Source organism: Anaeromassilibacillus sp. SJQ-1, from assembly GCF_046693725.1.
Classification (GTDB): domain Bacteria; phylum Bacillota; class Clostridia; order Oscillospirales; family Acutalibacteraceae; genus Anaeromassilibacillus.
The window spans coordinates 1-12,677 of sequence record NZ_JBKEIV010000004.1; the positions used below are offsets into that span (position 1 = coordinate 1).

Genomic DNA, 12,677 nt, shown 5'->3' on the forward strand with positions numbered 1-12,677 from the left:
AAAAACTGCTGATAAAAGTGCGGCGGGGGTAACCACTTTCCGAAAAAAGTAAAGGCCGGGCCGTCCTTTCTTCCTACAGCGCTTTGTGACTGCGCAGTTTTCTTTATTCCAGAATTTCTATACGGCCGTCCGCAACAAAGAGCGCCTGACGGTCGCTTATCACTTTTAAATCCAGAGAGAGGATGCGTAATTTCGCAAAATTTCTTCCACGGCCTCCTGAAACGCGGGATTTCCCGCATGTGGAAGGACGAAAAATCGATCAGATGCAGGCCGGAGTCCTCCTTCAGTTTTGGCGCTTTTTCCCGGTCGTCCATTGCTGCCGAATATCCAATATCCGGTGCGGTCACAATCGCCCCCGCGGATTCTCCAATATAGAGCTTTCCCCGGTTGACCTCCCTCTGCAATCAATCGATCCGCCCGTACGCTTCAATTCCTGCAGGAGAAAGAAGGTATTTCCACCCGCTATATAAATCAGGTCGTTTTTTTGTAGAGTCTGTTGGATTGTCTCATAAGAAGACTTGGAAATATCCAGCTCATCGACGGCCAAGCCCATGCGCTGTAAATGCATTTTTTCAAGCGAGATCCAATCTCCTGTATCCTCCACAAGGCTTGCTGTGGGAATATAGGTGACCGTCTTGTTATGAAATTCGAGTTCTATCTCCTGTAATCGATGAGAAATCTTTTCAAACATCGATACCAGCAACAATCGTTTCATCGTCATTTCCTCAAAAATGCCAGTTCCGCCTACTCTGAAAAAATCAGCCTAGTGCCATCCAGCGGACTTCCCTAATCAAACAACCATTTCTCAGAATATTTCTTAAGTGCGTACGGTTCTGTATCACAAAACGGAACAGATCTTTTGACCGCAGTACCGACGGGAACCCCATCGGTTTCTGCCTTTTCCAGCTATATAAGATTTGACAAACTGTATAAAAATTATAATTTATACAATTTGTTATATCTTTTTTTGCTCCACCAGGAGAGCAGCCTTTAAAACCAACACCTGCGTCTTGGCATCCTTGATGGTATTATCCATTACCAATTCGACCGCCTTCTGCAATGGAATGCGCTCGACCTCCAAAAATTCATCCTCATCCAAGTGGGATTCCCCATACCCTGTGATGCGGCAAGCATAGAGATGTAGGATCTCGTCGCAGTAACCGGGCGTAGGGTAAAGCACTCCCAGGTTTAAATAAGTATCCGCCGTGGTCCCGGTTTCCTCCCGCTGTTCACGCTTGCAAGCTTCAAAGGGGTCTTCGCCGCGCTCCAACTTACCTGCCGGCGCCTCCAAAACGACCTCTCGGTAAGGATAGCGGAATTGCCGGACAAAAAGCATTTCGTCCTGATCGGTCAGCGCCGCAACGCAAACCCCGCCGGGATGCATGACCAATTCCCGTTTAGCCTTTGCGCCATTTTCCAGTTCTACATCGTCCACAGCAACCTCAATGATTCGCCCCTTGTAGATATCGGTACGGCTCAACTGCTTTTCTATCAATTTCATTGCCCGGCCTCCTTATTATCTATACAAATCGTATTATTATTATAATATACGACTTATAGTATTTGATAAAATAATCACATTGTTGAAAACTCGGTTGATAATACTAAAAGTTGATCGATCGAGGTTTCTCATTACACTTTTTCGCCCGAATGGCCCCTTATCGAACCGTTCTTCCTACACAATCGCCTTTTCATTTCGAGGAAATATCCCTAGCGATGCACTATAGAAAGAAAAACTTTTTCGAAATCATCCTAATAGTATAATTATTAAAAAAATTATACTATTAGGATTTTATCGTATTGCCACGAAAATCGACCTTTTCCCTGCGACAGACAGGGGCGCGGACGATACTTGAAATCTGGATACAGACTCGACGATCGATCCGAAATCATTATCCAGCAAAATGATAGGTATAATTCGGATCGAGCGCATATAACTCCTCGTAAAGCGTCGCAGCCCGGCCACGGTAGTAGTCCATCACCCGGCTAGCTTCATCAACCTGAGCCATACTCCCGCCGACTGCCTGTGCATCGTCATGGAATTCCTGCAAAGCTGCCTCTGTGCCGTCGCTCCATGCCTGCTGTTCCTTCTTCAAGGTTTCCTTGCGCTCGTCGGTCACCTTCTCCAAAAGTGCATCGTAGGCGGCAGCGACCTCTTCGCGCCAAATCCCCGCATATTTTTCGGAGACTTCCACCATATCTTTGTTGGAAATCGCTTGATTGTTGTCCTGGATATACGCTTTGTCGATCGGGTTGTCCTGAAATTTCTCATCAAAATTCGGATTTTCCGTCTCCACAGGCAATACCTGTCCCGGGCTGCTCTCCGGTGGCTCCGGAGCAGGCTCCACCGGATTTCCCGGCACAGGCGTGGAAGATTCCCCTCCGGGGACCGGCGTTTCCGGGACGCTTTCCTCCGCGGAAGAACTGGAAGAGGAGACCGGATGATCCGGTTCCTCCTTCTCATTTTCCCCTGTACATCCCACCAGCGCGGTGAACCCTAGGGCCGCCGCCAACAGGAGGGCAATCCATTTATTCTTCATGGTGATTCTCCTGCGCCGAATCCTCCTCGGCCTCTGTCGCATCCATTATTTCATCGTCTCCGCCGTCGCCGTCATCCTCCGGCAATTCATCCTGGTCTTCGTCGTCCTCATGGGCTGTCCGCGCCAAAGTAACCACCTGGCTGCCTTCTGTCAGGCGCATGACGCGCACCCCCTTGCTGGGACGTGCACATTCACGGATGGAGTTTGCGCGAATGCGGATAATGACACCGTCGGATGCAATCAAGATGATGTCGTCCTCCAAATCAACCACTTTGATGGCAGCTACATCGCCGTACTTCTCCACATGGTAGTTGAGCAGGCCTTTTCCTCCGCGGGATTGGACGCGGTAATCGTCAATAGAAGAGAGACGCCCATATCCGGTCTCACTGACCGTCAAAACTAGGCCGCCTTCACGCACAACGCTCATCCCGACCACGCAATCCCCCTGCCTGAGCGTCAGGGCTTTGACGCCGCGGGCCGCGCGGCCCATGGCGCGCACATCGCTCTCATGGAAACGGATTGCCATGCCCTTCTTCGTTGCAACCAGGAGGTCGTCGCTGCCGTCGGTCAGACGTACCCAGCTGAGTTCGTCGCCCTCATCGAGGTCGATGGCGATTACGCCGCCTTTGCGGGTAGTCTGGAATGCGGAAAGAGGTGTGCGTTTGATGACGCCATTGCGCGTGACCATCACCAGATAACGATCCTCGTCGAACTCCGGTACACGGATCATCGAAGTGACCCGCTCATCCTGGGAAATCGGCAATAGGTTGGCGATGTTCATGCCCTTACTGGTGCGGGCCCCCTCCGGCACTTCATAACACTTTAGGCGGTAAACACGCCCCAAGTCGGTAAAGAACATCACATAATCGTGGCTGTTGATGACGAACATCTCGGTTGCCACATCCTCTTCGCGCCGCGTCATACCGGAGACCCCACGCCCGCCGCGCCGCTGGGTACGGTACGTATCCGTCTTTTGCCGTTTGACATAGCCGAAGTTGGTCAGTGTGAGTACACATTCTTCCTCCGGGATCAGGTCTTCGATGTCCACTTCGCCGCTGATCGCTGCAATCTCGGTCCGGCGCTCATCGTTAAACTTTTCCTTCACTGCGAGCGCCTCTTCCTTGACAATGGCAAGCACACGGCTCTCGTTAGCAAGGATGTCCTTCAGATCGGCAATTTTCACATGCAGCGCGCCCAGTTCGTCCTCCAACTTCTGGCGGTCCAGCCCGGTCAATGCGCCCAATTGCATCTGCACAATCGCCTGCGTCTGTACGTCGTCCAGGCCGAACCGCTCGGTCATGCGCTGCCGCGCCTGGGAACGGTCTTTGGATGTACGGATGATCGAAACCACTTCGTCGATGAAATCGACAGCAACCTGGAGGCCTTCCAGGATGTGTGCGCGGTCTTCCGCCTTCTTAAGCTCGAAACGCGTGCGGCGTGTGACGACATCCTCCTGGAAGTCGATGTAATTCTGCAAAATCTCCCGGAGCGTCAACGTCTTTGGCTCGCCATTGACAATGGCCAGCATGATGACGCCAAAGGTCGTTTGCATCTGTGTGAACGTATAGAGCTTATTCAAAACGATCTGCGGGGAGGCGTCGCGCTTGACCGTAATCACAATGCGCATCCCCTGGCGGTCCGAGTGATCCTCGACGTTGGAAATGCCGTCAATACGCTTCTCTTTGACAAGCGTGGCGATGCTCTCAATCAAACGCGCCTTGTTCACCTGATACGGAATTTCCGTCACAATGATGCTGAACCGGCCGTTTTTTTCCTCCTCGATCTCTGCGCGCGCGCGCACTGTGATGCGTCCGCGCCCCGTTGCATAGGCCGCGCGAATCCCCGCGCGCCCCATGATGATTGCGCCGGTGGGGAAATCCGGCCCTTTGATGTACTGCATCAACTCATCGAGCGATGCGTCCGGGTGGTCGATCAGGCAACACATGCCGTCGATGACCTCCCCCATATTGTGCGGTGGAATATTGGTCGCCATACCGACTGCAATACCGGTGGACCCATTGACCAACAGGTTCGGAAAATGGCTCGGCAGCACAACCGGCTCTTTCAAGCGGTCGTCATAGTTCGGCATGAAATCGACGGTTTCCTTGTCGATGTCCTGTAGCATCTCGACCGCAACCTTGCTCATACGGCTTTCCGTATAACGATAGGCCGCAGGCGGGTCGCCATCCACGGAACCAAAGTTGCCGTGGCCGTCCACCAGCATATAGCGCATCGAAAAATCCTGCGCCAAACGCACCAATGCATCGTATACAGAGGCGTCGCCGTGCGGATGGTACCGGCCCAGAACCGAGCCGACGGTATCCGCACACTTGCGATAGGGCTTTTCGGGATTGAGCCCGTTCTCATACATCGTGTAAAGGATGCGGCGATGCACGGGTTTTAAGCCATCGCGTACATCCGGCAGCGCACGCGATACAATGACCGACATCGAATAATCCAAAAAGGACTTTTTAATCTCCTTTTCGAGATCCACGTTAATAATGCGATCGTTTTCCTGCATGTCTTGCATTTTAGAAACCAATCCTTTCTTTCGAGCCTACGGCGATCCGCAGGGATCGCTTTATAAAAATAAACGAGGGAGGGATCATAAAATTCCCTCGCATAGAGTGTTCCAAATCCCACAGAACTGCCGCAAACACGTCGGCACTCCCGAATTCCCGGCTGACTCGCCCCCAAAAATGGCCGCTTGCCTTTTCAACCATTCAAACCATCAACCACTGCCCGCCGGCTATTCAAGGCGTTCCGGTCCGTTTTTTCCGGCATTTTGAAACAATTTTTGCAGCGTTTTGGACTCCTCCGGAGAAAGAGATCTCTTTGGGACATACCGCGCTTCCCCCGGACCCAGCTGCAACAAAACCACCCGCTCATCCTCCCAAACGGACAACATGGAATAGGGAAGAGAGGCCGCATAGCGATCGGATTTTACCACCACATGGTCTGTAAAAAAGAACAGGGACTGCGCCGTCATACGTTCCCCGGCATGATCGTAAAACGACTGTGCCCGGCTGCGCACAAAGAGCGGTTCAATGGAATCGTGAAAAAATCCCACAGCCAACCCAAGCAATACCAAAAGGGAGAAAAACACCATATTTTGCGGGTTTCCCACCCCAAAGAACAGGCAGAGTACAAATCCAGCCACCACCAGTACAAATCCGGACGCGCGCAAAAACAGGCGCTCCCCGGGCGATGCAGCTGCATGGCATGCAGCCAGTTGATAGTCGGCATAATCTTGTTTTGTCGGTAAAAAGCTGACCGAAAGCAGCGGTTCCTGTTGTTCCATGCGTCCTCCAAGCTGGCGTTGCTGCCGGATGAATCGAAGCGTGTATACACGTTTACATTTGAGCCGAAGAAGCAACGCTTACCAACTCTTAAGTTTAAATCCTGGTCAATTGCTAATCGATTTAATTACAAGCAGTATATATTTATATTAATTATACCATCTATAGAATCAAGACATCTGCTCAATCCAACGATCAAGGCAAATTTCGCGTTAAAAACGCTCGAGGCTCTGTTCCACAATCTGGACGATGTCTTCCTCCGTACCCCAATCCAAATGGAAAAGCATCCCGGTTCCACCACCGGCGCCGATCGCAGAAACGGTCACGGTGTTTCCACAGCCGACGACGGTCAGAGTCAAACTGGCACGGCTGTTATTGCGCATATAATAGCGGTCATAAACGCGTACGGCGATCCGTGTATTGCCCAGATCGCAGTCGGTCCCATCTACAAAATGAAGAAATCCTCCGCTTGCCTGAATCGTTCGTTCCAGAAAGGACAACACTTCTTGAAAATCTCCCGTCAGAGTTCTTTCGTACTTTGCCATTGCGTCCCCTCCGCTTCTTTCTATGCGTTTTGGCTTGATCGCAGGAACTGCCGCTTTTTATCTCCGTATGGACACGCCCACTATGCAAAAGATTGCCTAGACGGTATTGGCAGCCGGATGCCATGCAAAAGAAAGCATGCGGAAATCGTTTTCAAAAACGCTCTGCCCGCATTGAGTGACCGTTAGCAGCTGTTTTTATGTCCAGCAGATTCCAATACGTTTGCAGAAACCCCTTCCGGTTTTTCTGGGTGCGAACCTTTTCTTTTCGCCGCGCACCTTCGCCCTCCTGGACAGCAGCCCGTTCTATTTACGGTCTGGTGCACAACTATCTGCCCGCATTTCGAGCGTTGTCTTAAGAAAACCTGTAGGGGCGGCTAACAACCTGCCTAGGAAAGAATGATATTCGCGTCCCACTCAGTATTATTTCTACCTCAATACACCTTTTCGGGCGTTGTTTTAAGAAAATAGAGAGGATGGTCTCGGATGATCCCTGAAAAAGGTTCTGATCTCACCGTTCTTTTGGATGGCCGTTTTATGTCCGGCAGATTCCAACACACCCGCAGGAATTCTTTTCCGTTTGTCCGGTGGGGAACTTTTTCTTTTCGCCGCACACCTTCGTCTTTCTGGACAGCAGCCCATCCCGTTTACGATTTGATACACAAATACCGGCTGGCAAACTGTTCGCGCAGATGAATCGATACCGCTTCCCGTTGTTCCGGCGAAGTCCGTTGTTTATCGACGATCAAAAGCCGCCGGTCCCAACCGCCTATCACCACCCAAAATGCAGGGCTTTCCAGGCATGCATCATAATCGCTCCAATAAGCGCTGATTTTTTCATAAGGGGTATCGCAACAAACGCTGTCCCGATAAAGAGAAATTTGACACGGCTCCTGCCAAAAACGGTTCTGTTCAAAGACCGCTTTGGCGCGTTTGCGCTGGTTTTCCGGCTGTATCCAGAAAAACCAGGCGGCCAAAAGGACGGCCAAACATCCGATCACAAGAGGAATCCAAGCGGTTGCATATTGATACCGGTAAAGCGGAATACAAGAAAACGCCAGCGCAGCCACCGTCAACGCAGCCGCCGCACGCACACCTCTGCGATTCCAAATCGAACGGTGGCTTTCCGCGAGCACGGCCGCCTGTGCATATTGTTCCGCGGTGAGTGTTTGTCGCACTACAGCAAGTGGGTCTCCCTCATAAAACGTTGGCATCGCCGTCCTCCTTTCAGCTATTCCTCCCGCGGATGTGTTCCCGCCAGAATGGCTGCCTGGACCTCTGGCAAAACCGAAGGCTCCACGCAACGCATGGGAAGGATCACCATATCGTCACCCTTAAAATAGACAACGATATTCTGCTGATAGATCGCACTTTGACAGGAACCATCCAGCGGAATCTCCCACTGGTTTTCCCCGCGCCCCATCTCGATCTTGTGCGGATAAACTTCCATACAAATCTCCTTGCCATCCGTATTCCGTCTGGCATCCTGCTTGATACGGATGTCCGGCAAAAAGATCATAATGAAGATAAACGCCGCGCAGACGGTCGCAAAAAACAGATTGTCTGCATTGTGATTCAAAAAGAAAAGCACCAGGAAAGCCAAAAACAGGACGGAAAAAACAATCAGCTGAATCCGCATGCGTTTTTTACGCCGTTTATCAAACTGTGTTGCACGCATGCAGGTGCGAATTTCCTCTTCCGTCAGAACATAGGAGAGCTTGACGCCGGTGATGGTATCCTTGTAATCCTCATCGGCCCCCTCTGCCACGATCTCCGCTTCACTGCCATCCCACTGGACAGGCTCCTCCTGTTCTTCTTCCTCCAAAAGCTCCTGTTCGGGGGTCTCGTCCCCCTGCGGTTCCGGAGGCTGGGCGTTCTCTTCGTTTTCTCTTGTGTAATCTTTCATGTAGGTTTCTCCTTTATATGTTTGGACGCTTTGCGTCGCTCTGCGGATTCCCTGCCAAAACCGGCAGGGGCCTTTGGTTTGCAATATCACCGGCCGGCAAAGCGCGGCCGCCAATCAGATGTCCAGATTCTGCACATATTTTGCATTCTTTTCAATGAACGCACGGCGCGGCTCCACCTTATCGCCCATCAAAATGGTAAACGCTTCATCCGCTGCCGCGGCGTCCTCGACCTCAACCCGCAACATTGTGCGGGTCTCCGGATTCATAGTCGTCTCCCAAAGCTGCTCGGAGTCCATTTCACCGAGGCCCTTATACCGCTGAATCTCGTAGCCGCTCGCCAACTCTGCCATCAATTTGTCCCGCTCCTTGTCGGAGAACGCGTAGTAGTGGTTCTTTCCCTTACTGACGCGGAACAGGGGAGGCTGTGCCAGATAGATGTGCCCTTCCTCCACAAGAGGTTTCATAAAGCGGAAAAAGAAGGTCAACAGAAGCGTACGGATGTGGGAGCCGTCGACGTCGGCATCCGCCATAATGATAATTTTACCATAGCGCAGTTTGGTGAGGTCGAATTCCTCGCCAATCCCACAGCCCAATGCTGTGACAACCGGCATCAGCTTTTCATTTCCGTACACCTTATCCAGACGAGCCTTTTCAACGTTCAGCATTTTGCCCCATAGGGGAAGAATCGCCTGGTATTTCCGGTCGCGCCCGCCCTTGGCGGAGCCCCCTGCGGAATCACCCTCGACGATGTAGATTTCCGTCTCATCGGGGTTACGGCTCTGGCAATCAGCCAGCTTGCCCGGCAGAGAGGCGGTCTCCAATTCCGATTTACGGCGCACCAATTCACGCGCCTTGCGCGCGGCCTCACGCGCACGGGAAGCGGACAGCGCTTTGTCAAAGATCGTGCGGGCGGTGGCAGGATTCTCCTCCAAATAGGTCGCCAATTTATCCGCCACCAATTGGCTGACCAGCGTACCCACTTCGGTATTTCCCAGGCGCGCTTTGGTCTGGCCTTCAAATTGGGCGTCCTTGACCTTGATGCTGATAATCGCAGTCAAGCCCTCGCGCACATCTTCGCCAGACAAATTCTTATCATTGTCCTTTAGGATATTGTACTTGCGGGCATATTCATTCATCACACGGGTCAGAGCCCGCTTGAATCCATCCTCATGGGTGCCGCCATCCGTCGTATGGATGTTGTTGGCAAAACTCAGGATCAACTCGTTATAGGAATCGTTGTATTGCATGGCGACTTCCGCCGTGGAGTTGTTGTCCGGCGCGGTGCAGGAAAAGTGAACGATGTCCTCATGAATCGGCTCTTTTTCCTTGTTGATGAACTCCACAAAACTGGAAATACCGCCTTGATAACAGTAGTTATCCTGCAGACGGTGTTCCGGATCGCGCTCATCACGCAGTTCGATATGCACACCCGCATTTAGAAACGCCTGTTCGCGCAAGCGTTTTTGCAGGGTTTCATAGTCGTAAACCGTCGTGTCCTTAAAGATTTCTGCATCCGGCTTAAATGTGACTGTGGTGCCGGTCTGATCGATCGGACAATCGCCGATGACCTCCAAATCCCCTGTGGCCTTTCCATATTCAAACCGCTGATGGTAGATCTTCCCCTCGTGGTAGACCTCCACCTCCAGCCAGACGGACAGCGCATTGACGACGGATGCACCGACGCCGTGCAGGCCGCCGGCGACCTTGTAGCCGCCGCCGCCGAATTTGCCGCCGGCATGCAGGATCGTAAACACCACCGTAACCGCCGGTAAACCCGTCTTATGCTGAATCCCCACTGGAATACCGCGTCCATTATCTGTGACGCGAATGACATCGCCGGGCAGAATCACCACATCGATCTTGTTGCAGTAACCGGCGAGCGCCTCATCGATCGCATTGTCCACGATCTCATACACCAGATGATGCAAACCGCGCGGGCCGGTGGAACCGATGTACATCCCCGGACGCTTCCGAACAGCCTCCAACCCTTCCAGAACCTGTATCTGGTTTTCATCGTATGTCTGATTCGCTTGCATGACTTCGTTTATATCCATTTTACACTATTCCCCCAATAAGACACATAGCAGGTGCGAAAACGCTTCACACCTCCGGCGGCAACCGTACGGCAGAATCAAAACCAACTGAAAATTAAAAAACGGAAGTCCCGTCTGCCAATCCCAAAAATCTGGCCGCCCTTTCTTCGAACAGGATGCATAAGATCGTTTCAGACAATCCGAAGCCAGCTTCTCGGCCGGCCTCCTTGATATCCATCACAACCGCTTTGGAATTCGCGGGTGATCGCCCCCCTCAGCCGGATTCCTCTGGGGCGCGCCCCTGGCTGCTCCGGACGCCGGCTGGCCTCGCCGCGGCATTTCACGCGGAATATCCACGCGCTGGGTGTCGTGAACCGGCCTTTGAACTGGCCTGCGGCGGATGGATTGCGGCACGCTTGGCGGGTCCTTTGCCTGCTGAATGGGACGCAGACGCACAAAAAATGGGCTGATGAAAAAGAAAATGAGAAACGGCACAGCGATCAAGACCAGCGCAGTAAAGCTGAATTCCTGTACCAGCGCCACAAATAATACGAAAAAGATCGCGCCAGCCACTGCCGCTACTACCGCAAGAGGGTAGATACGCTTATCCAACGACACATTGGAACAGGAGCCGCATTTTCCGCAGCGGTATTCCCCCTGTGTTTTGAGTGCCCATGCGCGGAACCAGTTGACTGTTTTCCCACAATGCGGGCATTTTGGAAGCATTCGTCGCATGATTTTCCCCTTTTCGTTGATTTAAACATTGGAAATTTCGTCGATATACCCTGTGCGCTTTAAAAGCGTCGCAGAGGAAATCTGAGAGATATAGACCGTTTCACGGTTCTTTTCATCACGGCAAAGCACAAACGATTTCGGCAGTTCCATACTGACATTGACAACTTTTCCGGACTTTTCCGCCTGTGCCAGATAGTTTCTCGTAATTTTTGAAATGGTGGAGGTTTCCATATTGAAGATACCGACGATTTCATCCATTTTGATCACGGTATCCTGCCCCAAATGTAGGTACATAAAGCTCTCCTCTCCGTACTTCAAACAGCGCTCCATCCTCCAAACGCTTCACTGCGTCCGGTTCGCAACATGTCAAAAATACCTGCCGGCCGTCCAACCGGTTGAGCAGGTAGTTCTGCCGTCCGGTGTCCAGCTCACTCATCACATCGTCCAACAGGATCACCGGCGTTTCGCCGCTTTCCCGTTCCAGGACGTCTGCTTCGGCCAGTTTGAGCGCCAAGACCAAGGACCGCTGCTGCCCCTGAGAACCAAAAGCCCTTGCAGACACGCCGTCCACGGTTACTTCCAAATCGTCGCGGTGCGGACCAACGGTGGTATGCCCGCTTTGGAGATCATCGCGGCGCGTAACTGCCAATGCCTCTCTTAGATTTTCGGCGCTTTTTTGATACTGTATTCCAAAACATTCCTTATTTTCGGAAATCCCCGCATAGAGTTCTCGCGCAGGACCTTCCAGTTTCTCTATGTAAGACGCCCGTTCCTTTGCAATCGCGTCTCCATACCGTGCCAGGCGGTCATCCCAAATCTCCAAGGTATCCAGCAGCTCTGCATGGCGCGGAATATCCTTCAAAAGCGCATTGCGCTGAACCAAGGTATGATTGTAACGCGACAATAACGGCGCATAAGCCGGCTTCACCTGGCACAGGGCCGCATCCATAAAATTGCGCCGCAATGCCGGACCGCTTTTGATTAAGGAGAGATGCTCCGGCGAAAACAGCACTGCGCGAAACTTACCGACCAATTCTGCCGGAGAACGCTTCGGCACGCCGTTGAGCGCCGCACTGCGCCGGCCATTCTGAATGGTGAGTTCCGCCTCCTGTTCGCGCTCCTCGCTATAAAATTGCAGGTTCAATGTGGCCTTGTCCTGTCCAAAGGCCACCAACTCCCCGTCGCGCGCGCCTCGAAAGGAACGCCCTCCGGTAAATAGCCACATGGCCTCCAAAAGATTGGTCTTCCCCTGCGCATTCCTGCCATAGATGACATTCATCCCTGGACAGGGGGACAAGCTCCCCGCACAGAGGTTTCGGTAATGTTCAAATGCCAGATGAATGATCTTCAGGGCCACACACCTCGTAACATACGTTGTTGTATACCGCCTGGTCGCCAGGCCGCATTTTTTTGCCGCGCATGGTGCATGTTTCACCGTTTACCTGCACTTTTCCGGCTTGAATCTCAAATTTTGCCTGGCCGCCGGTATCCACCGCGCCACCACATTTGAGTAGAGCATCCAAACGGATAAACTCTGTATCGATTGAGATACGTTCTTTCTTCATAAATCGGTCTCTTTTCTTCAAAATAGGGTCCTCCGGCAGCGGATTCTTCCCTGTTA

At 52.2% G+C, this 12,677-nt stretch carries 14 protein-coding genes; all 14 read right to left on the reverse strand.

The features are described 5' to 3' along the window. On the reverse strand, positions 1-404 hold a 404-nt coding region (locus ACGCCZ_RS00270; protein ID WP_411655007.1), incomplete at its 3' end, for a Type 1 glutamine amidotransferase-like domain-containing protein. Continuing rightward, a complete protein-coding gene (locus ACGCCZ_RS00275) occupies positions 344-721 on the reverse strand; it encodes a Type 1 glutamine amidotransferase-like domain-containing protein (RefSeq protein WP_411655008.1) in 378 nt (125 codons plus the stop codon). The genes ACGCCZ_RS00275 and ACGCCZ_RS00270, both read right to left, overlap by 61 nt. A gap of 234 nt (positions 722-955) precedes the next feature. Further along, positions 956-1,501, reverse strand: coding sequence for an NUDIX domain-containing protein (locus ACGCCZ_RS00280; RefSeq protein WP_054324639.1), 546 nt, complete (start codon positions 1,499-1,501; stop codon positions 956-958). Positions 1,502-1,892: 391 nt separating this feature from the next. Next, complete coding sequence (locus tag ACGCCZ_RS00285; protein WP_054324640.1) at positions 1,893-2,540, reverse strand: lysozyme inhibitor LprI family protein; 648 nt, start codon at positions 2,538-2,540, stop codon at positions 1,893-1,895. Further along, complete coding sequence (gene gyrA / locus ACGCCZ_RS00290) at positions 2,530-5,070, reverse strand: DNA gyrase subunit A (RefSeq protein ID WP_411655009.1); 2,541 nt, start codon at positions 5,068-5,070, stop codon at positions 2,530-2,532. The genes ACGCCZ_RS00285 and gyrA overlap by 11 nt, the downstream gene beginning before the upstream one ends. 219 nt (positions 5,071-5,289) lie before the next feature. Then, positions 5,290-5,841, reverse strand: coding sequence for a YcxB family protein (locus ACGCCZ_RS00295; protein ID WP_054324643.1), 552 nt, complete (start codon positions 5,839-5,841; stop codon positions 5,290-5,292). Positions 5,842-6,051: 210 nt separating this feature from the next. Continuing rightward, on the reverse strand, positions 6,052-6,384 hold the full coding sequence (locus ACGCCZ_RS00300; protein WP_054324644.1) for a DUF6054 family protein: 333 nt from the start codon (positions 6,382-6,384) through the stop codon (positions 6,052-6,054). A 644-nt stretch (positions 6,385-7,028) separates the two neighbouring features. Further along, positions 7,029-7,595 (reverse strand): hypothetical protein, encoded by a 567-nt coding sequence (locus ACGCCZ_RS00305; protein ID WP_054324645.1) that lies wholly within the window; start codon positions 7,593-7,595, stop codon positions 7,029-7,031. Positions 7,596-7,612: 17 nt separating this feature from the next. Continuing rightward, the gene (locus tag ACGCCZ_RS00310) at positions 7,613-8,287 is read right to left on the reverse strand and encodes a hypothetical protein (RefSeq protein WP_054324646.1); all 675 of its coding nucleotides are present in this window, start codon (positions 8,285-8,287) and stop codon (positions 7,613-7,615) included. A 114-nt stretch (positions 8,288-8,401) separates the two neighbouring features. Further along, positions 8,402-10,342, reverse strand: a complete 1,941-nt coding sequence (gene gyrB / locus ACGCCZ_RS00315; RefSeq protein ID WP_411655010.1) for a DNA topoisomerase (ATP-hydrolyzing) subunit B — start codon at positions 10,340-10,342, stop codon at positions 8,402-8,404. 216 nt (positions 10,343-10,558) lie between these two features. Continuing rightward, the gene (locus ACGCCZ_RS00320) at positions 10,559-11,056 is read right to left on the reverse strand and encodes a hypothetical protein (protein WP_152918405.1); all 498 of its coding nucleotides are present in this window, start codon (positions 11,054-11,056) and stop codon (positions 10,559-10,561) included. 21 nt (positions 11,057-11,077) lie between these two features. Next, positions 11,078-11,350, reverse strand: coding sequence for an extracellular matrix regulator RemB (gene remB / locus ACGCCZ_RS00325; RefSeq protein WP_054324648.1), 273 nt, complete (start codon positions 11,348-11,350; stop codon positions 11,078-11,080). Continuing rightward, positions 11,307-12,413 (reverse strand): DNA replication/repair protein RecF, encoded by a 1,107-nt coding sequence (recF, locus tag ACGCCZ_RS00330; RefSeq protein ID WP_411655012.1) that lies wholly within the window; start codon positions 12,411-12,413, stop codon positions 11,307-11,309. Before recF ends, remB begins: the two co-directional genes overlap by 44 nt. Beyond that, positions 12,382-12,621, reverse strand: coding sequence for an RNA-binding S4 domain-containing protein (locus ACGCCZ_RS00335; RefSeq protein ID WP_085531018.1), 240 nt, complete (start codon positions 12,619-12,621; stop codon positions 12,382-12,384). The genes recF and ACGCCZ_RS00335 overlap by 32 nt, the downstream gene beginning before the upstream one ends. Positions 12,622-12,677 lie beyond the last annotated feature (56 nt).

Coding starts and splice junctions, on each gene's coding strand:
- ACGCCZ_RS00275 (WP_411655008.1), bottom strand. CDS start 721: ATGACGATGAAACGATTGTTGCTGGTATCGATGTTTGAAAAGATTTCT.
- ACGCCZ_RS00280 (WP_054324639.1), bottom strand. CDS start 1,501: ATGAAATTGATAGAAAAGCAGTTGAGCCGTACCGATATCTACAAGGGG.
- ACGCCZ_RS00285 (WP_054324640.1), bottom strand. CDS start 2,540: ATGAAGAATAAATGGATTGCCCTCCTGTTGGCGGCGGCCCTAGGGTTC.
- gyrA (WP_411655009.1), bottom strand. CDS start 5,070: ATGCAAGACATGCAGGAAAACGATCGCATTATTAACGTGGATCTCGAA.
- ACGCCZ_RS00295 (WP_054324643.1), bottom strand. CDS start 5,841: ATGGAACAACAGGAACCGCTGCTTTCGGTCAGCTTTTTACCGACAAAA.
- ACGCCZ_RS00300 (WP_054324644.1), bottom strand. CDS start 6,384: ATGGCAAAGTACGAAAGAACTCTGACGGGAGATTTTCAAGAAGTGTTG.
- ACGCCZ_RS00305 (WP_054324645.1), bottom strand. CDS start 7,595: ATGCCAACGTTTTATGAGGGAGACCCACTTGCTGTAGTGCGACAAACA.
- ACGCCZ_RS00310 (WP_054324646.1), bottom strand. CDS start 8,287: ATGAAAGATTACACAAGAGAAAACGAAGAGAACGCCCAGCCTCCGGAA.
- gyrB (WP_411655010.1), bottom strand. CDS start 10,342: ATGGATATAAACGAAGTCATGCAAGCGAATCAGACATACGATGAAAAC.
- ACGCCZ_RS00320 (WP_152918405.1), bottom strand. CDS start 11,056: ATGCGACGAATGCTTCCAAAATGCCCGCATTGTGGGAAAACAGTCAAC.
- remB (WP_054324648.1), bottom strand. CDS start 11,350: ATGTACCTACATTTGGGGCAGGATACCGTGATCAAAATGGATGAAATC.
- ACGCCZ_RS00335 (WP_085531018.1), bottom strand. CDS start 12,621: ATGAAGAAAGAACGTATCTCAATCGATACAGAGTTTATCCGTTTGGAT.